Origin of the sequence: Microbacterium sp. NPDC056569 (assembly GCF_042793475.1) — a bacterium.
Taxonomy (GTDB): domain Bacteria; phylum Actinomycetota; class Actinomycetes; order Actinomycetales; family Microbacteriaceae; genus Microbacterium.
Genome location: NZ_JBHTUV010000007.1, coordinates 167,993 through 189,015 on the forward strand (window position 1 = coordinate 167,993; position 21,023 = coordinate 189,015).

21 protein-coding genes and 1 riboswitch are annotated in these 21,023 nt (G+C 71.8%); of the genes, 17 read left to right on the forward strand and 4 right to left on the reverse strand.

Going from position 1 to position 21,023, the window contains the following annotated elements; all coding sequences use genetic code 11:
* The first annotated feature begins 19 nt into the window (after nt 1–19).
* The 12 genes from hpaD (at nt 20) to ACFQ7C_RS10315 (ending at nt 9,975) form a co-directional block, all read left to right on the forward strand.
* Nucleotides 20–1,186, forward strand: coding sequence for a 3,4-dihydroxyphenylacetate 2,3-dioxygenase (gene hpaD, locus ACFQ7C_RS10260; protein WP_378900027.1), 1,167 nt, complete (start codon nt 20–22; stop codon nt 1,184–1,186).
* 181 nt (nt 1,187–1,367) lie between these two features.
* Nucleotides 1,368–2,153: a 2-keto-4-pentenoate hydratase gene (locus tag ACFQ7C_RS10265; protein ID WP_378900030.1), complete on the forward strand. Its 786-nt coding sequence runs from the start codon at nt 1,368–1,370 to the stop codon at nt 2,151–2,153.
* Nucleotides 2,138–2,956 carry an HpcH/HpaI aldolase/citrate lyase family protein gene (locus ACFQ7C_RS10270; RefSeq protein WP_378900033.1) on the forward strand — a complete coding sequence of 273 codons (819 nt, stop codon included), beginning with the start codon at nt 2,138–2,140 and terminating at the stop codon, nt 2,954–2,956. The genes ACFQ7C_RS10265 and ACFQ7C_RS10270 overlap by 16 nt, the downstream gene beginning before the upstream one ends.
* A 71-nt stretch (nt 2,957–3,027) precedes the next feature.
* Nucleotides 3,028–3,825 (forward strand): transglutaminase family protein, encoded by a 798-nt coding sequence (locus ACFQ7C_RS10275; protein WP_378900036.1) that lies wholly within the window; start codon nt 3,028–3,030, stop codon nt 3,823–3,825.
* Nucleotides 3,826–3,865: 40 nt separating this feature from the next.
* Nucleotides 3,866–4,438, forward strand: coding sequence for a hypothetical protein (locus ACFQ7C_RS10280; RefSeq protein ID WP_378900039.1), 573 nt, complete (start codon nt 3,866–3,868; stop codon nt 4,436–4,438).
* 76 nt (nt 4,439–4,514) lie between these two features.
* A complete protein-coding gene (locus ACFQ7C_RS10285) occupies nt 4,515–4,895 on the forward strand; it encodes a YciI family protein (protein WP_378900042.1) in 381 nt (126 codons plus the stop codon).
* Complete coding sequence (locus ACFQ7C_RS10290) at nt 4,895–5,950, forward strand: RNA polymerase sigma factor (RefSeq protein WP_378900045.1); 1,056 nt, start codon at nt 4,895–4,897, stop codon at nt 5,948–5,950. Before ACFQ7C_RS10285 ends, ACFQ7C_RS10290 begins: the two co-directional genes overlap by 1 nt.
* Before the next feature lie 309 nt (nt 5,951–6,259).
* Complete coding sequence (locus tag ACFQ7C_RS10295) at nt 6,260–7,114, forward strand: transporter substrate-binding domain-containing protein (protein ID WP_378900048.1); 855 nt, start codon at nt 6,260–6,262, stop codon at nt 7,112–7,114.
* Between the two features lie 22 nt (nt 7,115–7,136).
* Complete coding sequence (locus tag ACFQ7C_RS10300) at nt 7,137–7,982, forward strand: amino acid ABC transporter permease (RefSeq protein ID WP_378900051.1); 846 nt, start codon at nt 7,137–7,139, stop codon at nt 7,980–7,982.
* Nucleotides 7,979–8,713, forward strand: coding sequence for an amino acid ABC transporter ATP-binding protein (locus ACFQ7C_RS10305; protein WP_378900054.1), 735 nt, complete (start codon nt 7,979–7,981; stop codon nt 8,711–8,713). The genes ACFQ7C_RS10300 and ACFQ7C_RS10305 overlap by 4 nt, the downstream gene beginning before the upstream one ends.
* Before the next feature lie 156 nt (nt 8,714–8,869).
* Nucleotides 8,870–9,331, forward strand: a complete 462-nt coding sequence (locus ACFQ7C_RS10310; RefSeq protein ID WP_378900057.1) for a MarR family winged helix-turn-helix transcriptional regulator — start codon at nt 8,870–8,872, stop codon at nt 9,329–9,331.
* Nucleotides 9,328–9,975, forward strand: coding sequence for an NAD(P)H-dependent oxidoreductase (locus tag ACFQ7C_RS10315; protein WP_378900060.1), 648 nt, complete (start codon nt 9,328–9,330; stop codon nt 9,973–9,975). The genes ACFQ7C_RS10310 and ACFQ7C_RS10315 overlap by 4 nt, the downstream gene beginning before the upstream one ends.
* A 2-nt stretch (nt 9,976–9,977) precedes the next feature.
* Here the strand turns inward: ACFQ7C_RS10315 and ACFQ7C_RS10320 are convergent, their stop codons facing one another.
* Both ACFQ7C_RS10320 and glyA read right to left on the reverse strand, forming a co-directional pair.
* On the reverse strand, nt 9,978–10,859 hold the full coding sequence (locus tag ACFQ7C_RS10320; protein WP_378900063.1) for a bifunctional methylenetetrahydrofolate dehydrogenase/methenyltetrahydrofolate cyclohydrolase: 882 nt from the start codon (nt 10,857–10,859) through the stop codon (nt 9,978–9,980).
* Entirely contained in the window at nt 10,856–12,130 is a 1,275-nt protein-coding gene (gene glyA, locus ACFQ7C_RS10325) for a serine hydroxymethyltransferase (RefSeq protein ID WP_378900066.1), read from the reverse strand. Before glyA ends, ACFQ7C_RS10320 begins: the two co-directional genes overlap by 4 nt.
* Nucleotides 12,131–12,177: 47 nt before the next feature.
* Nucleotides 12,178–12,262: riboswitch (ZMP/ZTP riboswitch) on the reverse strand.
* A gap of 151 nt (nt 12,263–12,413) precedes the next feature.
* Here glyA and ACFQ7C_RS10330 point away from each other — a divergent pair.
* The 5 genes from ACFQ7C_RS10330 (at nt 12,414) to ACFQ7C_RS10350 (ending at nt 19,242) form a co-directional block, all read left to right on the forward strand.
* Nucleotides 12,414–13,934 carry a beta-N-acetylhexosaminidase gene (locus ACFQ7C_RS10330; RefSeq protein ID WP_378900234.1) on the forward strand — a complete coding sequence of 507 codons (1,521 nt, stop codon included), beginning with the start codon at nt 12,414–12,416 and terminating at the stop codon, nt 13,932–13,934.
* 27 nt (nt 13,935–13,961) lie between these two features.
* On the forward strand, nt 13,962–15,098 hold the full coding sequence (gene nagA / locus ACFQ7C_RS10335) for an N-acetylglucosamine-6-phosphate deacetylase (RefSeq protein ID WP_378900069.1): 1,137 nt from the start codon (nt 13,962–13,964) through the stop codon (nt 15,096–15,098).
* 307 nt (nt 15,099–15,405) lie between these two features.
* Nucleotides 15,406–17,358 carry a sigma-70 family RNA polymerase sigma factor gene (locus tag ACFQ7C_RS10340; RefSeq protein WP_378900072.1) on the forward strand — a complete coding sequence of 651 codons (1,953 nt, stop codon included), beginning with the start codon at nt 15,406–15,408 and terminating at the stop codon, nt 17,356–17,358.
* A gap of 79 nt (nt 17,359–17,437) precedes the next feature.
* Nucleotides 17,438–17,854 carry a YrdB family protein gene (locus tag ACFQ7C_RS10345; protein WP_378900075.1) on the forward strand — a complete coding sequence of 139 codons (417 nt, stop codon included), beginning with the start codon at nt 17,438–17,440 and terminating at the stop codon, nt 17,852–17,854.
* On the forward strand, nt 17,851–19,242 hold the full coding sequence (locus ACFQ7C_RS10350; RefSeq protein WP_378900078.1) for an FAD-binding oxidoreductase: 1,392 nt from the start codon (nt 17,851–17,853) through the stop codon (nt 19,240–19,242). The genes ACFQ7C_RS10345 and ACFQ7C_RS10350 overlap by 4 nt, the downstream gene beginning before the upstream one ends.
* A 54-nt stretch (nt 19,243–19,296) precedes the next feature.
* Here ACFQ7C_RS10350 and ACFQ7C_RS10355 read toward each other — a convergent pair whose 3' ends face one another.
* Both ACFQ7C_RS10355 and ACFQ7C_RS10360 read right to left on the reverse strand, forming a co-directional pair.
* A complete protein-coding gene (locus ACFQ7C_RS10355) occupies nt 19,297–20,076 on the reverse strand; it encodes a glucosamine-6-phosphate deaminase (RefSeq protein ID WP_378900081.1) in 780 nt (259 codons plus the stop codon).
* Complete coding sequence (locus tag ACFQ7C_RS10360; protein ID WP_378900084.1) at nt 20,069–21,022, reverse strand: ROK family protein; 954 nt, start codon at nt 21,020–21,022, stop codon at nt 20,069–20,071. The genes ACFQ7C_RS10355 and ACFQ7C_RS10360 overlap by 8 nt, the downstream gene beginning before the upstream one ends.
* Nucleotide 21,023: the final 1 nt, after the last annotated feature.

A 21,023-nucleotide genomic window follows, 5' to 3' on the forward strand; every position in this document is an offset into this window, starting at 1 on the left:
TCCCACGCAAGGACGCGACATGACCCACCGTGACCAGATGACCCGCACCTCCTCCGGCTTCTACGTGAGCCAGGAGGCGCCGATCCTCTCCGACAACCCGATCCCCACGCCGCAGGCGAGCCCGCCCGACATCCTGCGCTGCGCGTACATGGAGCTCGTCGTCACCGACCTGCTCGCCTCCCGCGAGTTCTACGTCGACGTGCTCGGCCTCTACGTCACCGAGGAGGACGAGAACACGATCTACCTCCGGTCGACCGAGGAGTTCATCCACCACAACCTCGTGCTGCGGCAAGGGCCGGTGGCCGCGGTCGCCGCGTTCTCGTACCGCGTGCGCACCCCCGAGGACCTCGACAAGGCCGTCGCCTTCTACGACGAGCTCGGCTGCCGCATCGAGCGCCGCCCCGGCGGGTTCACCAAGGGCATCGGCGACTCGGTGCGCGTGACCGACCCGCTCGGCTTCCCGTACGAGTTCTTCTACGCCACCGAGCACGTCGAGCGCCTGTCGTGGCGGTACGACCTGCACACCCCCGGCGAGCTCGTGCGCCTGGACCACTTCAACCAGGTCACCCCCGACGTGCCCCGCGCCGTGAACTTCATGCAGTCGCTCGGGTTCCGCGTCACGGAGGACATCCAGGACGAAGAGGGCACGGTCTACGCCGCGTGGATGCGCCGCAAGCCCACCGTGCACGACACCGCGATGACCGGCGGCGACGGCCCGCGCATGCACCACGTCGCGTTCGCCACCCACGAGAAGCACAACATCCTCGCGATCTGCGACAAGCTCGGCGCCCTCCGCCGCTCCGACGCGATCGAGCGCGGCCCCGGCCGCCACGGCGTCTCCAACGCGTTCTACCTGTACCTGCGCGACCCCGACGGGCACCGCGTCGAGATCTACACGCAGGACTACTACACCGGCGACCCCGACAACCCCGTCGTCACGTGGGACGTCCACGACAACCAGCGCCGCGACTGGTGGGGCAACCCGGTCGTGCCGTCCTGGTACACCGAGGCCTCGCGCGTGCTCGACCTCGACGGCAACCCGCAGCCCGTCGTCGCCCGCACGGATTCGTCCGAGATGGCAGTCACGATCGGCGCCGACGGCTTCTCGTACACGCGGCCCGACGACCAGGCCGAAGAGATGCCCAGCTGGAAGCAGGGCGAGTACAAACTCGGCCACCAGCTGTAGCCGAGGCATCCGTCCTCCTGCTCACCCGTCACGAAGTGCCGACGCGCACGACACTTTTCGACAGGTGAGCAGGAGGGCCCGAGCCTCAGGCCACCCATCCCCACTGCTCACCTGTCACGATGTGCCTGCTCGGACAGCAGATGACGGGCGAGCAGGAAGACCTCGACTCCAGGAGAGACGGATGCTGCACCCCGACGACATCGCCGCAATCGCGGCCGAGCTGGCCGAGGCCGACCGCACGCACGGCGTGATCCCGCGCATCACGGCGCGGTACCCGGACGCGACGGTCGAGGACTCGTACGCGATCCAGGGGGTGTGGCGCGACCAGAACATCGCCGCCGGGCGCACGCTCGTCGGCCGCAAGATCGGGCTCACGTCGAAGGCGATGCAGCAGGCCACCGGCATCACCGAGCCCGACTACGGCGTGATGTTCGACGACACCGTGTACCGCTCCGGCGCCGAGATCCCCGTCGACCTCTTCTCGAACGTCCGCGTCGAGGTGGAGCTCGCCTTCGTGCTCAAGGAGCCGCTCGAAGGCCCCGACTGCACGCTCGACGACGCCCTCGCGGCGATCGACTACGCCGTGCCGGCTCTCGAGGTGCTGAACTCGCACATCGAGCTCGAGGGCCGCACCATCGTCGACACCATCTCCGACAACGCCGCCTACGGCGCGATGGTGCTCGGCGACGTGCGCAAGCGTCCCGACGAGATCGATCTGCGCTGGGTGCCGGGCGTCCTCAGCCGCAACGGCGAGATCGAAGAGACCGGCGTCGCCGCCGGCGTGCTCGGCCACCCCGCGACCGGGGTGGCGTGGCTCGCGAACAAGTTCCACCAGCACGGCGCGCGCCTCGAGGCGGGCGAGATCATCCTCGCCGGCTCGTTCACCCGCCCCATGTGGGTGTCGCGGGGCGATACGGTCGAGTGCGACTACGGACCCATGGGAGTGATCGAATGCCGCTTCGTCTGAGCCCGACCTTCCGCGACGCCCTCGCTGAGGCGCACCGCCCGCTCGCGGGCATCTGGGTGTGCACGGGCTCGCCGCTCGTGGCCGAGATCTGCGCGGGCTCAGGCCTCGACTGGGTGCTCGTCGACATGGAGCACTCCCCCAACGGCCTCGAGTCGGTGCTCGCTCAACTGCAGGCCGTCGCCGCCTACCCGGTCACCCCGGTCGTGCGCGTGCCGATCGGCGACGTGGTGACGATCAAGCAGGTGCTCGATCTCGGTGCCCAGAACCTGCTCGTGCCCATGGTGTCTTCGAGGACGGATGCTGAAGCCGTCGTCGCGGCCGTGCGCTATCCCCCGCGCGGCACCCGTGGCGTGGGCTCCGCGCTGGCGCGGTCGGCCCGGTGGAACCGCGTCGACGACTACCTCCAGGACGCCGATGCGCACGTCTCGCTGTTCGTCCAGATCGAGACGACGGCCGGCGTCGAGGCGGCTGCCGAGATCGCCGCGGTCGACGGCGTGGACGGCGTCTTCGTCGGGCCTGCCGATCTCGCCGCGTCGATGGGCGTCCTCGGGCAGCAGACCCACCCCGATGTCGTCGCCGCCGCGCTGCGCACGTTCGAGGCGGTGCGCGCCGCGGGCAAGCCCGTCGGCGTCAACGCCTTCGATCCCGCCGTGGCCCAGGCGTACCTCGATGCCGGGGCTTCGTTCGTGCTGGTCGGCGCCGACGTAGGGCTCCTGGCCCGCGGCTCGGAGGCCCTCGCCACGCGCTGGGTCGCAGCATCCGTCCCCTCCGACGGCGCCGCAGGCGAGCGCGCCTCGTACTGAGCGAGCGACCGCTGCACAGCGCAGCTGTCAAGGCCACCCACCGGGCGTCTCCGCCATGACACCCTGGGCGCATGCAGCGTGATGTCGCCAGCCGGATCGTCCTCAACGTCACCGTCCCCGCGGACCTGGTCTTCGCGGTCGCGGTGTCGGGCCACTACACGCCGAACCCCGAGGAGTTCCGGGCGACGCTCGACGGCTCGCCCATCGAGTCGCACGAGCTCTCGGACGCGCACGGCACCCGGCTGCACCGGCTGACCAGCGCACCGGGCGAACTCGTCGTCGAGTACCGTGCCCGTGTGCTCGGCCCGGGCAACACCGCGATCGCCCGCGAGCCCGACCTGCTCACGTACGGACGCCCGAGCCGCTACGCCGAATCGGACGCGCTGGCCCCCACCGCCGCCGCGGAATTCGCGGGCATCGAGGATCCGGGGGCGCTCCTCACCGCGGTCTCGTCGTGGGTGGGCACGCGCCTCTCCTACGTCCCCGGCTCGTCGCTCCCCACCGACGGCGCGGTCCGCACCCTGCTCCAGCGCCGAGGCGTGTGCCGGGACTACGCGCACCTGTGCGTGGCGCTGCTCCGGGCGCTCGGCATCCCCTCCCGCATCGTCGCCGTGTACGCGCCGGGACTCGATCCGATGGACTTCCACGCCGTCGCCGAGGCATGGATCGACGACGCCTGGCGGGTGGTCGATGCGACCACCCTCGCTCCGCGCCAGACGCTCGTGCGCATCGCCACGGGTCGCGACGCCGCCGACACCGCCTTCCTCACCGTCGTCTCGGGTCGCGCCGATCTCGTCGACCTGGCCGTCACGTCGACGGCGGACACCCTCCCGGCCGACGACATCGACGAACGGGTCTCGATCGCCTAGTCCCCGCGCGACGAGGTCGCCGACGTGGCACAGTGAAACCATGAAGAAGTGGGTCGTGCGGTTCGCGTCGCTGCTCGTGTTCAACATCGTCGTGCTGCTGGTCGTCGGCTGGCTCACTCCGGCGCGCGTCGGCTGGGCCGCGCTGTGGGCCGGCATCGTGCTGACGGCGCTCGTCATCTGGATCAAGCCGCTCGTCGAGAAGTGGTTCCGCTCGATGGCGGCGAAGTCCGCGAACCAGCGCACCAAGGCCGGCGAGAAGCTCGTCGAGTTCCTGCTCGCGTTCGCCGTCGCGTTCCTCGTCTGGATCGTCACCGTCGTCTTCACCGGCGTCTCGATCGGCGGCGGCATCTTCGGCGCGTTCTGGGGCTGGGTGATCCCGCCCGTGATCCTCCTCATCGGCTGGGCGATCTACGGCGCCATCGACGACAGGGTCGAGACCCACGCGGGCACCCTGTACGACAAGGCGACCGGGTCGAAGACCTCCGCTTCGCGGGACACGGATGCTGCCGCCCCGCCGATCCCCAGCCCCGAGGCATCCGCCGGCCGCAGGGAACTGAACGACGGGCTCACCGACGAGCAGCGACGCATGCTCGACGAACTCGGCAAGGGCTGATTTCGCGCGACCTGTCGATCGGGGCGGACGCCGATCGTCATAGGGGTGTCGACAGACCTCCAGAAAGGACGACACCATGCGATACGCACTCCTCCTCCACTACCCCGAGATGACCCCCGAAGACATGGGCGACGACGCCTGGGCCGAGGGCATGCGCGAGTTCGACGAGTACGCCAAGGCGCTCGACGACGCCGGCGTTCTGATCTCGGCCGAGGTGCTGCAGCCCTCCGCCGTGACCACGACGGTGACCGCGCCCGACGGCACGCTGCGCGTGCAGGACGGTCCGTTCGCCGACACCAAGGAACAGCTCGGCGGAACGTTCGTCATCGATGTCGCCGACCTCGACGCCGCCATCGGCTGGGCCGGCAGGGCGCCGTCGATCAGCTGGGGCACCGTCGAGGTGCGCCCCAGCGCGACCCGTTTCGAGAACGGCGCCTGGACCCCGTTCGCGAACTGATGCCCGCCGCCTCCGACTCCCGTGCGGTCGCCGAGCGCACCGCGCGGGAGTCCTACGGCCGCATCCTGGCGGTGGTCGCCGCCACCACGCACGACGTCGCCCTCGCCGAGGACGCCCTCGCCGACGCGTTCGAGCGGGCACTGCGCACGTGGCCGGAGGACGGCATCCCCGCCAATCCCGAAGGGTGGCTGGTCACCGTGGCCCGTAACCGACTGCGCGATGCGCTCTCGTCGGCGGTGAGCCGGACGGGTGTGCCGCTCGACGACGGGATCGGCGCGGTGCGAGCGGACGAGCGGGAGGTCGATGCGCTCACGGCGCTGGAGCGGTCCGAGGCCATCCCCGACCGTCGACTCGAGCTGCTCTTCGCCTGTGCACATCCGGCCATCGACCCGGCCATCCGCACGCCCCTCATGCTGCAGACCGTGCTCGGCTTCGAGGCGGCCGAGATCGCCCGTGCCTTCGGCGTGGCGCCGGCGACGATGGCGCAGCGGCTGGTGCGCGCGAAGCGGCGGATCCGTGACGCCGGCATCCCGTTCCGCATCCCGACTCGCGCCGACATGCCGTCGCGGCTGCCCGCCGTGCTCGAGGCGGTGTACGGCGCCTACGCCATCGGCTGGCTCGACCAGGGCGACGAGCCGCGGGAGTCGCTCGCCGACGAGGCGCGATGGCTCGCGGTGCTGACCGCGACGCTGCTCGACGACGAGCCCGAGGCGTGGGGGCTCGCTGCGCTCCTCACCTACGCGCAGTCGCGGGCCCTCGCCCGCGTCGACCTGCCGTGGCCTCCGCTCGACGAGCAGGACCCGGCGCTGTGGGATCGCACGCTCATCGCCGAGGGCGCGGCACTGCTGCGCCGCGCCTCGGCGCTCGGGTCGCCGCTCGGGCGCTTCCAGCTCGAGGCGGCGATCCAGGCGGTGCACTGCGACCGCGCCCGCACCGGCGCCCTCGACGTCGAGGCCCTCGTGAAGCTCTACCGCGGGCTCGTCGCGATCGCGCCGACCGACGGTGCGCGACGGGCCCTGGCGGCGGCGGAGGCGCGGCTCGCGTCCGCGTCGTGATGACGCTGCCGGGCCGCGGCATCCGTCTTCCGCATTGCGCTGTCGAAATCGGCATCCGCTGCCATTCGGAACAGCCACGGATGCCGATTGCGGTAGCGCGAGCGCACCCGACCGTGCCGGAACAGCCGCGGATGCCGATTGCGGTGGCGCGGGGTTCTTGGGGGACGGATGCTGTGGATCCCGGCTTCCCCGGCATCGGACGTGTAACAAACCGACCCGTACCGACCGCTGCGCCGAACCCGTCGACAAGATGGAAGGACCCGCGCCGCGACAGCACGCACGCGCGGGCACCCGACTTCTGGAGGCATCATGTCGCGCCGCATCCCTCTCGTCCGCATCGCCGCCGTCGGCGTCGCCCTCGCGGCCCTCGCCCTGACCGGCTGCGCGTCGGGCTCCGCTCCGGCGAACAGCGAGTCGTCGGCCGCCGACGCGGGCTACCTCACGCCCGGCAAGCTCACGATCGCCACCGGCGAGACGGCGTACGAGCCCTACGTGATCGGCGACGACCCGGAGTCGGGCGAAGGGTTCGAGGCAGCCGTCGCGTACGCCGTGGCCGAGGAGCTGGGCTTCGCCGCCGAAGACGTCGAGTGGGTGCGGACGAGCTTCGAGTCGGCGATCGCGCCGGGACCGAAGAGCTTCGACTTCAACATCCAGCAGTACACGATCACCGACGAGCGGAAGCAGGCCGTCGACTTCTCGTCGCCGTACTACGAGGCCAGCCAGTCGGTCGTCGCGCTGAAGGGCGGTGCCGCCGAGGGCGTCACCGACATCGCCGGACTCAAGGACCTGGTCCTGGGCGCGATGTCGGGATCCACGAGCGCTACCACGATCGAGGAGGCCATCGCCCCCGACACGGCACCCCAGCTGTACAGCTCCAACGAGGACGCGGTCGCCGCGCTCAAAGCGGGCCAGATCGACGCGATCGTGCTCGACACCCCGACGGCGTACACGGCCGTGAACTTCTACATCGACGACTCCTTCACGGTCGGCGAGCTGCCGGCTGCGGGGGTCCCCGACCAGTGGGGCCTGCTCCTGGCGAAGGACTCCCCGCTGACCGCGGACGTCACCGCGGCCGTCGACACCCTCCGCGAGAACGGAACGCTCGACGAGCTCGAGGAGGAGTGGCTCTCGGTGCTCAGCGAAGGCGTGACACAGCTGAAGTGACCGCATCGGCTACGTTCGTCCGGTGACCACGCACCAGCCCAGCGCGCTCGAGCTCGACCGTCGCGCCTACCGGCGCCGCCGCTCGCGGCAGTCGGTGCTCATCGCGATCGCGTCGTCGCTCACGTTCGCCGTGATCGTCTGGGCGACGGTCATCAACACCGAGGGCTGGTCGAAGGTCCAGCAGTCGTTCTTCAACCTCGACGTCGCGATCCAGGCACTGCCCAAGGTGTGGGACGGCTTCCTGATCAACCTGCAGGTTCTCGCGTATTCGGTCGTGACCGTCGCCGTCGTCGCTCTGGTCATCGCCGTGCTGCGGACGCTTCGCGGGCCGGTGTTCTTCCCCGCACGCGTGCTCGCCGCCGGGTACACCGACCTCTTCCGCGGCCTGCCGTTCATCATCGTGCTCTACCTGATCGGCTTCGGGCTGCCCACCATCACGAACACCCGCATGCCCGTGGTGCTGCTCGGGGTCATCGCCGTGACGCTCACCTACTCCGCGTACGTCGCCGAGGTGATCCGGGCCGGCATCGAGGCGGTGCACCCGTCGCAGCGCCTCGCTGCCCGGGCCCTCGGACTCGGCTACGTGCAGTCGCTGCGCCGCGTCGTGCTTCCCCAGGCCTTCCGCAAGATCACGCCGCCCCTGATGAACGACTTCATCTCGATGCAGAAGGACGTGGGGCTGATCTCCATCCTCGGTGCGGTCGACGCGATCGCCGCCGCCCGGTCGGTGGCGTCCCTCACGTACAACTTCACTCCGTACGTCGTGGCGGGCGTCCTGTTCATCCTGCTCGCGATCCCGACGATCCGGCTCACGGATTGGTACACGGCCAGGCTCCGCGAGCGCGAGCAGGCAGGGGCGATCCTGTGACCGCCCTGCTGCGCGCGACCGGCATCCACAAGTCGTTCGGCGAGCGCGAGGTGCTGCGCGGCGTCGACCTCGAACTGGCGACCCACGAGGTCGTGGCCCTCATCGGCGCGAGCGGATCGGGCAAGTCGACGCTGCTGCGCTGCCTCAACCTCCTCGAGCCGATCGACGACGGGCAGATCTTCCTCGACGACGAGGACATCTCCGACCCGCGCGTGGACGCCAATCGCGTGCGCGCCCGCTTCGGGGCGGTGTTCCAGAGCTACAACCTGTTCCCGCACCTCACGGTGCTCGACAACGTCACGCTCGCGTCGCGGGTCGTGCACCGCCGGCCGCGCCGTGAGGCCGAGGCGCACGCGCTCGAACTTCTCCGCCGCATCGGGCTCGCCGACCTCGCGCACGAGCACCCCGACCGCCTCTCCGGAGGCCAGCAGCAGCGCGCCGCGATCGTGCGGGCGATCGCGACCGATCCCGAGGTGCTGTTCCTCGACGAGATCACGTCCGCCCTCGATCCCGAGCTCGTCGGCGAGGTGCTCGAGCTCGTGCGGCAGCTCGCCGCCGACGGCGCCACGATCCTGATGGCGACGCACGAGATGGCGTTCGCGCGGGATGTCGCCCACCGCGTGGTGTTCCTCGACGCGGGCACGATCGTGGAGCAGGGACCGCCGTCCGAGGTGCTCGCCGCGCCCCGGGAAGCTCGCACCCGGGCGTTCCTCGCGCGCTTCACCGCCTGATCCCTTCTCTCCGGGCCGGTCACTTCACGTGATCTCACCGAGCGCACGCGTTATGCGCGGGCATAACGGGTCACCTCGGTGCGAACAGGTGATGTGAACATGGGGAGGCGAGTCAACTTGTTGACTTATGGTGAGTCAACTGGTTTACTCACTGATGTGTCCGACCGCCTGACCTTCACGCTCCACGAGCTCGTCGCTGAGCTCGACGCGTTCGCCGACGCCGCCCTGCAGGCGGGGTACGGCGTGACGTTCAACCACTTCCAGTTCCTCGCCGTGCTCTACGACCACGAGCCCGTCGACATGACGACGCTGGCCCGGTGCCTCGGCGTCACGAAGGCCGCCGTGAGCAAGCGGGTGCCGGCGCTCGTCGAGGACGGGTGGATCACCGCGGCTTCGCAGCCCGGTGCGGGCCGCAGCATCCTGCTCGCCCTCACGCCGAAGGGCACCGCCCTCGTGCGCGACGCGGGCGAAGTGCTCGAGCGCGAGTTCGCCGCGATGCTGACGCACCCCTCCCTCGCGGGCGATCCCATCGACGCTCCCCGCCTGAACGCCCAGCTCGTCGCCCTCACCGCCTTCATCCAGCACCAGCCGACCGCCCCACAGGAGACCCCCGCATGAACGCTCCCCGCATCCTCGTGATCGTCGGCACGCCCTTCGCGAGCAGCCTCAACCACGCCCTGGCCAAGTCGTACGCCGACGCGGCCCGCGCCGGCGGCGCCGAAGTGCGCGTCGTCGACCTCGCGAACGACGCCGTGCCGCGGCATCCGTCCGAGCGCGATGAGGTGCGCCTGCCCCGCACCGACGCCGACGTCCCGCTCACGCCCGAGGTCGCGGCGTATGTCGCGGACGTCGACTGGGCCGACCACCTCGTGTTCTTCTTCCCGCAGTGGTGGGGGTCGCTTCCCGGCGCCCTCAAGACGTGGATAGACCGCGTGTTCGTGCGCGGCTTCGCGTACCGCTACCGGCCGACCGGGCGGCTGTGGGACAAGCTGCTCACCGGGCGCAGCGCGCGCATCGTCATGACGATGGACTCGCCCAGGTTCTGGGACGCGTGGGTCTACCGCGACGCGCCGATCCGGTCGCTGCGCAACGCGACGCTGCAGTACTGCGGCGTCAAGGTGCGGGGCGTCACACGGCTCGCGGAGGTGCGCCACAGCACCGACGCCGACCGCGAGCGCTGGGTGCGCGGCATGGCCTCGTTCGGGGCGACGGATGCCGAGTCCGTCGCCCCGCGCACGCGCGACGAGCTCGTCGCGGCCTGACGTCAGGCCAGCGACCGCTCGGCGGCCTCGACCACGTTCGTCATGAGCAGCGCCACGGTCATCGGCCCCACCCCACCCGGGTTGGGCGAGAGGTAGCCGGCGACCTCGGCGACCTCGGGCGCGACATCGCCGTGGACGCGCGACTTGCCCGTCTCGGGGTCGTCCTCGCGGGTGACGCCGACGTCGAGCACGGCGGCGCCGGGCTTGACGTCCTCGGCACGCACGATGTGCTTGACGCCCGCCGCAGCCACGATCACGTCCGCCTGGCGCAGGTGGTGCGACAGGTCGGCCGTGCCGGTGTGCGTGAGCGTGACCGTCGCGTTGATCTCGCGGCGCGTGAGCAGCAGGCCGATCGAGCGCCCGATCGTCACGCCGCGGCCGACGACGACGACGTCCTTGCCCTTGAGGTCGTAGTCGTTTCGCAGCAGCAGCTCGATCACGCCTCGCGGCGTGCACGGCAGCGGCGTCGTGATCGGGGAGTTGACGTTGAGCACGAGTCGGCCGAGGTTCGTCGGGTGCAGGCCGTCGGCGTCCTTCGCGGGGTCGATGCGCTCGAGGATCGCGTCGGTGTCGAGGTGCTTCGGCAGCGGCAGCTGCACGATGTACCCATGGCACTCGGGGTCGGCGTTGAGCTCGTCGATCAGCGCCTCGACCTCAGCCTGCGTGGCGTCGGCAGGCAGCTCGCGCTGGATCGAGTTCATGCCGATCGCCTCGGATTCGCGGTGCTTCATCCCGACGTAGAGCTGGGACGCGGGGTCGGCGCCGACGAGCACCGTGGCGATGCCCGGCGTGATCCCCCGCGCCTTCAGCGCGGCGACGCGCTCGCGCAGCTCGTCCTTGATCTCGGCGGCCGCGGCCCTGCCGTCGAGCTTGAGCGCGGTCACTGCTGGAGGCCCGGGTACAGGGGGAAGGCGGCGGTCAGCGCCGCGACGCGAGCGCGCAGCGCCGGCACGTCGGCGTTCGGCTGGAGAGCCAGCGCGATGACGTCGGCGACCTCGGTGAACTCGGCGTCGCCGAAGCCGCGGGTCGCGAGCGCCGGCGTGCCGATGCGCAGGCCCGACGTCACCATCGGCGGGCGCGGGTCGTTCGGCACGGCGTTGCGGTTCACCGTGATGTGGATCTCGTGCAGGAGGTCCTCGGCCTGCTTGCCGTCGATCTCGGCGTGGCGGAGGTCGACGAGCACGAGGTGCACGTCGGTGCCGCCCGAGCGCACCGCGATGCCGGCGCCGGCCACATCGGGCTGCGAGAGGCGCTCGGCGATGATGTGGGCGCCGCGCAGCACGCGCTCCTGACGCTCCTTGAACTCCGGGGTTGCCGCGAGCTTGAATGCGGTCGCCTTCGCGGCGATCACGTGCATGAGCGGGCCGCCCTGCTGGCCCGGGAAGACCGCGGTGTTGATCTTCTTGGCGAGGTCGGCGTCGTTGGTGAGGATGAAGCCCGAGCGCGGGCCGCCGATCGTCTTGTGCACGGTCGACGACACGACGTGGGCGTGCGGCACCGGGTTCGGGTGCAGGCCCGCGGCGACGAGGCCCGCGAAGTGGGCCATGTCGACCCACAGCGTCGCACCGACCTCGTCCGCGATCTCGCGGAACTTCGCGAAGTCGAGCTGACGCGGGTAGGCGGACCAGCCCGCGATGATGACCTTGGGCTGGTGCTCGACGGCGAGGCGGCGCACCTCGTCCATGTCGATGGTCGAGGTCTCGGGGTCGACGCCGTACGCGACGATGTTGTACAGCCGGCCCGAGAAGTTGATCTTCATGCCGTGCGTGAGGTGGCCGCCCTGGTCGAGCGACAGGCCGAGCAGCGTGTCGCCGGGGCGTGCGATCGCGTGCAGCACCGCGGCGTTGGCGGTCGCGCCCGAGTGCGGCTGGACGTTCGCGAACTCGGCGCCGAACAGCTCCTTCGCGCGGAGGATCGCGAGCTCCTCGGCGACGTCGACCTCTTCGCAGCCGCCGTAGTAGCGGCGTCCCGGGTAGCCCTCGGCGTACTTGTTGGTGAGCACCGAGCCCTGCGACTGCAGCACCGATACCGGCACGAAGTTCTCGGAGGCGATCATCTCGAGGTAGCCGCGCTGACGCTCGAGCTCGCGGTCGAGCACCTGGGCGATCTCGGGATCGACCTCGGAGAGGGGGGCGTTGAAGAACTGATCGGTCATGCGATCTCCTGACGACGGCTTGCTTCGAATTCCCCGGAGTCGGGGTCCACATCGGCCCAGGCGTGCGGTCGAATGCCGTAGTCGGTCGCTCCCCGGTGGTGGCCCACCTCAACGCCAGTCGCGACACACCGAGCATAACGGAACACGAACCGCTAGGCTGAGTCCGATCCCTTTTGTTAGGACTCTTTACATGAATCGTCGACGAGGACGGACTGTCGTGGCAGCGATCCTCGCCGTCGCACTGCTGGCCGGCTGCACCCCGGTCGCACAGAATGGAGACACCGTGTCGCTTCCCGCCGTCGTCCCCGCCCCCGTCTCGATCGAGACGGGCTCCGGCGCGCCGTTCAGGCTCACGTCCGCCACCACGGTCACCGGAGAGACGGATGCTGCCGCCGCCCTCTCCGCGATCGTCGGGGCCCGCACCGCGCTGGCGCTCGCGGACGGCGACGGCGACGGCGACGGCATCGAGCTGCGGATCGACACCGGCACCGGCGGACCGGAGTCCTACCGGATCGTGGCGGACGAGGCATCCGTCTCCGTCACCGGCGCCGATGCGGCCGGACTCTTCTACGGCGTGCAGACCTTGAGCCAGATCATCGCCCGCGACGAGCAGGGATGGACGGTGCCCGCCGTCACCATCGACGACTCCCCGCGCTTCGCGTACCGCGGCGTCATGCTCGACGTCGCCCGCCACTTCCACCCGGTCGAGACGGTCAAGGGCTACATCGACCGCGCGGCGTCGCTGAAGCTCAACGCGCTGCACCTGCACCTGACCGACGATCAGGGCTGGCGCATCCACCTCGACTCGCGGCCCGAGCTCACCGAGAAGGCGTCGGCGACCTCGGTCGGCGGAGACCTGGGCGGGTTCTACACGAAGGCCGACTTCCGCGAGATCGTCGAGTACGCGGCATCCCGTCACATGATCGTCGTCCCCGAGATCGACATGCCGGGCCACACGCACGCGGTCGGCCTCGCGTACCCCGAGCTCGCCGAGGACCCGACTCTCAGCGACCACATGCGCGAGATCATCCGCGACTACGGCGGCGAGGAGCCGCGGGCGGGCTCCCCGTACGACGGCATGGCGGTCGGGTTCTCGTCGCTGAAGATCCACGACGAGGCGACCTACGACTTCGTGGCCGACGTGTTCGGCGAGCTGGCCGCCATGACGCCCGGCCCGTACCTGCACTTCGGCGGCGACGAGTCGCTCTCGACGACCGACGAGGACTTCGCCGTCTTCGTCGCGCGCGCCAGCGCCATCATCGCCGACCTCGGCAAGACGCCGGTCGCATGGCACGAGGCCGGTGCGGCCGCCGACGTCGCCGACACCACCGTCGGCCAGTACTGGGGCTTCCTGACGCCGCAGGAGGGCGCCGCCGAGAAGGCGACCGCGTTCATCGACAACGGCGCGCAGCTGATCCTGTCGCCCGCCGACGCGATCTACCTCGACATGAAGTACCCCTCGGGTCCGGAGCTGGGCCTCACGTGGGCGAACGGCCCGACGAGCGTCGAGCGCGCCTACTCGTGGGAGCCCTCCGACGTCGTGCCCGGCGTCGACGATGCGGGCATCCTCGGCGTCGAGGCGCCGCTGTGGACCGAGACGATCCGCACGTCCGCCGACATCGACACGATGGCCTTCCCGCGCGCGGCCGCGGCCGCCGAGGCGGCGTGGTCCCCCGCGACGGGGGCGAGCGAGCTGCGCACGTGGGCGTCGTTCCGCGAGCGCGTCGGCGCCCTCGGCCCCCTGTGGACGAGCATGGGCATCGGCTTCCACCCGTCCGACGAGATCCCGTGGGCCACGGAGTGACCCCCGCCGAGTGATCCGGAGCACCGCATGAGCACCCTCGTCCACTCCGTCCGCCTGCTGGGCTCCGCCTCGGTCGACAGCGACCGCACCGACGGGTGGGCGCTCTTCGACGCCGGCCGCGTCGCGGCGACCGGCGTCGGCGGCGACCGGCCCCACGCCAGCGAGGTCGTCGACGGCGGGAACGGATGCCTCCTCCCGGGCTTCATCGACATCCACGGGCACGGCGGCGCCGCAGCGAGCTTCGACGACGGCCCCGAGGCGATCGCCACGGCACGTGCGGTTCACCGCGCGCACGGCACCACGCGCGCGGTGCTCTCGCTCATCACCGCCCCGATCGACGACCTCGCGGCCCGGGTGGCGACGGTCGCCGACCTGTGCGACGCCGACCCCACGATCCTCGGCTCGCACCTGGAGGGGCCGTTCCTCGACCCTGGCCACAAGGGCGCCCACACCGAGTCGCTGCTGCGGGCGCCGGACGCGGCATCCGTCGACCGTCTGCTCGAGGCGGGACGCGGGACGATCCGCCAGGTCACGCTTGCGCCGGAGCGCGAAGGCGCTTTCGACGCCATCCGCCGCTTCGTCGACGCCGGCGTGGCGGTCGCCGTGGGCCACACGAACGCGGACGCCGCGACGACGCGGCGCGCCTTCGACGCCGGCGCGACGCTCATCACGCACGCGTTCAACGCGATGCCCGGCATCCACCACCGCGCTCCCGGCCCCGTCGTCCCGGCCGTGCGCGACGAGCGGGTGACGCTGGAGGTCATCGCCGACGGCGTCCACGTCGACCTGGAGCTCGTGGCGACGCTGTTCGAGGTCGCCGGCGACCGGATCGCGCTCATCACCGACGCGATGGCGGCCGCCGGGGCACAGGACGGACAGTACGAACTGGGCGGGCTCGCCGTGCGGGTGACCGACGGGGTCGCACGCCTCGAAGAGGGTGGCGCGATCGCCGGCTCGACGCTCACTCAGGACGCCGCTCTGCGCCACGTCGTGGGAGTCGGCGTGCCGCTCGAGGTTGCTTCGCACGCGCTCAGCCGGCAGCCCGCGCACGCGATCCACCGCGACGACCTCGGCTCCCTCGACGTCGGCTCGCTCGCCGACGCCGTGCTGCTCGACGACGCACTCGCGGTGCGCCGCGTGTGGGTCGCCGGGCGCGAGGTCTGAGCCCGCGCACGTGAAAGGCGGGGCCGAAGGTCCCTCCCCCGAGATACCTCCGAGCCCCGCCTTGTCCGCGGGAATCCCGCGGGGGGCGGTCGCCGCTGTGCCCCACACAAGGGCGGCCTGCCACTCTGACGAAAGAGACGGCGACGGCGGCGATCTATTACGCGAGTTCTGGAAATTCGTTCGGAGCGGATGCTGCGCCTTCGACTCGCAGACCTGGTCAAATCCGGGGGCGGCGACGACAATGGAACGAGCCGCGGTCGCACCCGGGATCGACGTCGTCGATGTGCGCCGCGGAACTGGGGGATCCATGGACCACGAGGAAGTGCAGGAGCACGAGACCGACGTCGTCACCGACGCCGACGCCGATCTCGTCCTGCGGACGCGATCGGGCGACACCGACGCGTTCGCGGAGCTCTGGCGGCGCCACTACCGCGCGGGCGTCACCGTCGCGCGAAACATGACCTCGAGCCTCGATGCCGACGACCTCGTACAAGAGGCGTATACGCGCATCTACCACTCGATCGTCCACGGCGGCGGGCCGACCGGATCGTTCCGCGCGTACCTCTTCACCAGCATCCGCAACACCGCAGCAGCGTGGGGGCGCGCGCGCCGCGAGACCGCGTACGAGGAGCTCGACGGCGTCGAGGATCCGTCGGGCGTCGAGCACGAGAGCGAGGCCGCGCTCGACCGCGGCCTCACGCATCAGGCCTTCCGCAGCCTTCCGACGCGGTGGCAGGAGGTGCTCTGGTACTCCGAGATCGAACGCATGAAGCCCGCCGAGATCGCGCCGCTGCTCGGCATGAAGCCGACGGCGGTCGCGCAGCTGACGTTCCGCGCACGGGAAGGGCTGCGCGAGGCTTGGATCCAGGCGCACCTGCGGTCGGTGGCCGACGGCTCTGACTGCGAGTGGACCATCGAGCGCCTCGGCGCCTACTCGCGCCTCAATCTGGGCCGCCGCGACCACGCGAAGCTCGAGCGGCACCTCGCGGACTGCACGCGGTGCTCGATCGTCGCGAGCGAGGCCAGGGAGGTCTCGAGCCGGCTGGCACTCGTGCTGCTGCCCATCGCGCTCGGCGCGGTGGGCACCGCGGGCTACCTCGCGACCGTGCAGGGCGGCGGCGCACCGCTCGTCGCGCTGGCGTCGATGCCCTCGAGCATCGTCGATGGCGCCGTCACGATCGCCCCCGGCGGAGTCGCCGGCGCCGGTGCCGGTACGGTCACCGCCGCCCCGGGCGGCGTCGTGGGCGCGGGCGCGGGCACAGTCACCATCGCGCCGGGCGGAGTCGCGGGCGCCGGTGCGGCCGCGACGTCGGCCGGCGTGGGATCGGCGGGGGCGGTCGGCGCAGCAGGGGCGACGACCGCCGTCGCTTCCTCGGCGGCGGTGTTCGGCACGTCGGCGGTCGCCGGAATCGGTGCCGCCTCCGGGATCGCCGCCGCGAGCCTCGTGGTCGTCAGCGGCGTGGTCGCCGCCGCGGTGATGCTCCCGGCCGCCGCCGCTCCGGAACCGGTGCCGTCGCCGACACCGACGAACAACGTCGTGGCCGAGGACGCCGGAGCCCCGGCCCTGCTGGCGGACGAGTCGGGCGACCCCGCGCGCCAACTGACGGCGGAGACCGGCCCCGACCCCGCCGACATACCTGTCGTCCCGGCCGTCGATGCCGGCGACGCCCACGGCGACAGCGACGCCCCGGCGGACGGCGCTGCGGGCTCGGGCGGTGGGAAGGCCACGGGCCAGACCGGCAACGGCAAGGCGGAGGGCGACAGCGGGAGCACCTCGGGCAACAACGGCAGCACCTCGGGGAACAACGGCAGCACCTCGGGCAACAACGGCAGCACCTCGGGCAACAACGGCAGCACCTCGGGCAACAACGGCAACCCGACGAGCAACAACGGAAACCACGGCAACGGAACTGGCAACGGGAACGGCAACGGCAACGGCGCCGACTCCGCAAACGGCACCCCCACGAACGGCACCGGCGCGGGCAACGGCGGCGTCACCGGCAACGGCGGTTCGACGGGCAACGGCACCCCGGCCAACGGCACCGGCAACGGCAACGGCGGCGTCACCGGCGTGAACCGCGCCGTGCCCAAGCGCGCCGCGGGCGTGCCACAGGGCCACGGGCGCGGCCTCGCCGACCAGGGTGCGCCCGCGCCCGCCGCTCCGGCATCGGTCGAGCCCACAGCCGCCGACACGGCCGGCACCACCGAGGTGGCGGAGACCGAACCCGCAGCGGCCGACCCCGCAGACGGCGGGAACTGAGCGTTCGACCGCTGCGACGTGCGTCGCGCGCCCGACCGCCCGGCGGACGCGTCCTGCGCGCCGCCGTAGACTGGAGGCCATGTCCGACACGCCGAACGTCACTCCCGCGCGCCCTGCCGAGCCGGCGCCCGGAACGCGCGCGCCGCTGGCCGATGGCAAGGCTTCGCCGCTGGCCGCGATCGACCTGATCGCGTTCGTGTGCCAGATCCTCGCGTTCGGCACCCTCGCCCTGTGGGGCTTCGCGATGTGGCCGTTCCCGTGGAACATCGTCGCCGGCATCGCCGCCCCCGTCGTCGCCATCCTCCTTTGGGCGCTGTTCGTGTCGCCCCGCGCCGTGTTCGCGGTGCACCCGTTCGTGCGCGCGATCGTCGAGCTCCTGGTCTACGCGGCCGCGACCGCCGCCTGGTGGTCGATGGGCAACGCCTGGATCGGCCTCGCGTTCGGCGTCGTCGCCGTGACCGCGGGGGTCGTGGCGGGCCGCCGGCGCCTGTCGTGACCTCGGGCGCCGACGCGCTCGCCCTCCTCGGCGCGGCACTCGGCGACAGCGTCGACACGTTCCCGGCCTCGCTCGCCGCCGCGCGCGCCGACAAGTCCGGGCACGCAGCATCCGGTCTCCCGCTCGCCGTCGTGCACGCCCGCAGCATCGAGGACGTGCAGGAGACCCTCCGCATCGCGAGCCGCACCGGCACGCCGGTGGTGACCCGCGGCGCCGGCACCGGCCTCGCCGGGGGCGCCAACGCCGGACACGGCGAGATCGCCCTGTCGGTGCGCGGCATGGACCGCATGCTCGAGGTGCGTCCGGACGACCTCCTCGCGGTCGTCGAGCCCGGCATCCTCAACGCCGACCTCAACGCAGCCCTCGCCCCCTACGGACTCTGGTGGGCACCCGACCCGGCGAGCCGCGCGATCTCGACGGTCGGCGGCAACATCGCCACGGGCGCCGGCGGACTGCTGTGCGCCAAGTACGGCGTGGTGCGCGATGCGGTGCTCGGCGTCGACCTCGTGCTCGCCGACGGCCGGCTGCTCCACCTCGGCCATCGCACCGTCAAAGGAGTCACCGGTCTCGACCTGACCTCCCTCGTCGTGGGGTCCGAGGGCACGCTCGGCGTCGTCGTGGGCGCCACGCTGAAGCTCCGCCGGCTCGTGCCGGGCGAGGTGTGCACGATCGCCGCCACCTTCCGCGACGTGCGGACGGCGGCCGAGGCATCCGCCGCGGTCACCGCGTCCGGCGCGCAGCCGGCGATCATGGAGCTGATGGATGCTGCGTCCCTCGCGGCCGTCCATGCCCTGCTGTCGCTCGCGCCGCCCACTCCGGGCGCCGCGCAGCTCACGATCCAGACCGACGGCCCCGCCGCGACCGCCGAAGCCGACGCGATCGCCGACGTGCTCCGCGCCGCCGGCGGGAGCGTCGCGGTCTCGCACGATCGCGAGGAGGGCGAGCGGCTGCTCGCGATCCGCCGTTCCATGCACCCCGCCATGGAGACGCTGGGCACCGCCCTCATCGAGGACGTCTCGGTGCCCCGCAGCGCGCTGCCCGCCATGTTCGACGAGATCGCCCGCGTCGAACGCGAGCACGGCGTCGCGATCCCGACTGTCGCGCACGCCGGCGACGGCAACCTGCACCCCAACTTCATCTTCGACGCCGAGCCTGACGAGTTCGGCGTGGTCGAGGCGCCCGACCACATCTGGGCGGCAGCCGACGACCTCTTCCGGGCGGCGCTGCGCCTCGGCGGCACGCTCACCGGCGAGCACGGCGTAGGCGTGCTCAAGCGCCGGTGGCTCGCCGACGAGCTCGGTGACGATCAGTGGGAGCTGCAGCGGCAGATCGCGCGCGTCTTCGACCCGCAGGGCATCCTCAACCCGGGCAAGGTGTTCGCGCGCTGAGTCGCGGCATCCGTCGTCCGGATCCGTTCTCCAGATCGCCGACGTCAGCGGCGGTCAGATGCCCTGCCAATCGGGCTTGTTGTCGTACGCGTAGCGGTAGTAGCCGGCGCGGGTCAGCAGCGACGCCGCGGCCTCGTCGACGACGACGGTCGCGTGAGGGTGCAGCTGGATCGCCGAACCCGGCACCGACGCCGACAGCGGGCCCTCGACGGCGCCCGCCACCGCGGCCGCCTTCCCCTCGCCGAACGCCAGCAGCACGAGGTGCCGCGCGCGCAGGATCGTGCCGAGCCCCTGGGTGATGCAGTGCATCGGCACGTCGTCGACGGAGTCGAAGAAGCGCGCGTTGTCGCGGCGGGTCTGCTCGGTGAGCGTCTTGACGCGGGTGATCGACGAGAACGACGAGCCCGGCTCGTTGAAGCCGATGTGGCCGTCGGTGCCGATGCCCAGGATCTGCAGGTCGATCCCGCCCGCGTCCCGGATGGCCTCGTCGTACTCCTCGCCGTGGTGCTCGATGCCCTCCGGCGTGCCGTCGGGCGTGCGGATGAGCTGCGGGTTCAGGCCGAGGGGGTCGACGACCTCGCGCGTGATCACCGAACGGTAGCTCTCGGGATGCGCCGGGTCGATGCCCACGTACTCGTCGAGCGCGAATCCGCGCACCCGCGACACGTCGACACCCTCGAGGCGCGGACGGAGCGCCTCGTACACGGGAAGCGGCGTCGACCCGGTCGCCAGGCCCAGGACCGTCTCGGGGTTCTCACGCACCAGCCCGGCGATGTGGTCGGCGACGAGCGCGCCCGCCGCCTGCTTGTCTCGGACGATGACGATCTCAGCCATGGACCAGTGCCTCCTCGGCGTCGTGTGTGGCGTCGCCCTCCGCCCCCACCAGCGCGGCCCCGAGGGCGGCCGCCGGCGAGCCCGGCGGCAGCAGCTCGACCCGTTCGATCAGGTGCAGTGAGCGCATGAACGGGGATGCCTCGGCACTGGCCGAGAGCTCGGCCGCGACATCCGTCATCAGTCGATCGCCCAACGCCGTCACACCCCCTCCGAGGACCACGATATCGACGTCGGCGGTCAGCACCAGTACCCGGATCGCGGCCGCGACGCCGCGGGCGAGTCCCGCGCGCAGCTGCCGGGCGGACGGGTCGCCCGCGTCGGCGGCGTCGAACACGTCACGCACCGGCAGCGCCGAGCGCTTCGCCCACCGCTCCGCGATCGCGCCGCCGCCCGCGAGGGCCTCGATGCAGCCTCGCTGGCCGCAGCGGCACAAGGGTCCGTTCGGGTCGACGGAGATGTGGCCGACCTCGCCGGCGGTGCCCCGCGCGCCGCGCCACAGCACGCCGTCCGACACGATGCCGGCCGCGATGCCCGTGCCCAGGTTGAGGTACGCCATCGACCCCGGCACCGGGGCGCCGTCGCGGGTGTGCAGCGCGTGCGCGCCCAACGCGGCGGCCTTGACGTCGTTCTCGACATGCACCGGCACGCCCAGCGCGGGCGCGACGGCGGCGGCGAGGTCGAGCTCATCGACGCCGAGGTTCACCGCGTGCACGACGCGTCCGGTGCCGGGCTCGATCTGCCCCGGTATTCCGACGCCCACCGAGCGGACGGCCGAGAGGTCCACCCCGGCCTCGGAGCCGAGCGCGCGCACGGCGTCGACGACCGTCTGGGCCACAGCATCCGGTCCCCATCCCGTCGGGATGCGGAGGCGACCGGCGATCCCGCCCTCGGCATCGACCGCGACCGCGTCGGTCTTGGTCCCGCCGACGTCCAGCCCGACCTTCATC

What these genes read in the sequence shown, in the direction of transcription:
- hpaD (WP_378900027.1), top strand. Translation starts at nt 20, where the DNA reads ATGACCCACCGTGACCAGATGACCCGCACCTCCTCCGGCTTCTACGTG.
- ACFQ7C_RS10265 (WP_378900030.1), top strand. Translation starts at nt 1,368, where the DNA reads ATGCTGCACCCCGACGACATCGCCGCAATCGCGGCCGAGCTGGCCGAG.
- ACFQ7C_RS10270 (WP_378900033.1), top strand. Translation starts at nt 2,138, where the DNA reads ATGCCGCTTCGTCTGAGCCCGACCTTCCGCGACGCCCTCGCTGAGGCG.
- ACFQ7C_RS10275 (WP_378900036.1), top strand. Translation starts at nt 3,028, where the DNA reads ATGCAGCGTGATGTCGCCAGCCGGATCGTCCTCAACGTCACCGTCCCC.
- ACFQ7C_RS10280 (WP_378900039.1), top strand. Translation starts at nt 3,866, where the DNA reads ATGAAGAAGTGGGTCGTGCGGTTCGCGTCGCTGCTCGTGTTCAACATC.
- ACFQ7C_RS10285 (WP_378900042.1), top strand. Translation starts at nt 4,515, where the DNA reads ATGCGATACGCACTCCTCCTCCACTACCCCGAGATGACCCCCGAAGAC.
- ACFQ7C_RS10290 (WP_378900045.1), top strand. Translation starts at nt 4,895, where the DNA reads ATGCCCGCCGCCTCCGACTCCCGTGCGGTCGCCGAGCGCACCGCGCGG.
- ACFQ7C_RS10295 (WP_378900048.1), top strand. Translation starts at nt 6,260, where the DNA reads ATGTCGCGCCGCATCCCTCTCGTCCGCATCGCCGCCGTCGGCGTCGCC.
- ACFQ7C_RS10315 (WP_378900060.1), top strand. Translation starts at nt 9,328, where the DNA reads ATGAACGCTCCCCGCATCCTCGTGATCGTCGGCACGCCCTTCGCGAGC.
- glyA (WP_378900066.1), bottom strand. Translation starts at nt 12,130, where the DNA reads ATGACCGATCAGTTCTTCAACGCCCCCCTCTCCGAGGTCGATCCCGAG.
- nagA (WP_378900069.1), top strand. Translation starts at nt 13,962, where the DNA reads ATGAGCACCCTCGTCCACTCCGTCCGCCTGCTGGGCTCCGCCTCGGTC.
- ACFQ7C_RS10340 (WP_378900072.1), top strand. Translation starts at nt 15,406, where the DNA reads ATGGACCACGAGGAAGTGCAGGAGCACGAGACCGACGTCGTCACCGAC.
- ACFQ7C_RS10345 (WP_378900075.1), top strand. Translation starts at nt 17,438, where the DNA reads ATGTCCGACACGCCGAACGTCACTCCCGCGCGCCCTGCCGAGCCGGCG.
- ACFQ7C_RS10355 (WP_378900081.1), bottom strand. Translation starts at nt 20,076, where the DNA reads ATGGCTGAGATCGTCATCGTCCGAGACAAGCAGGCGGCGGGCGCGCTC.
- ACFQ7C_RS10360 (WP_378900084.1), bottom strand. Translation starts at nt 21,022, where the DNA reads ATGAAGGTCGGGCTGGACGTCGGCGGGACCAAGACCGACGCGGTCGCG.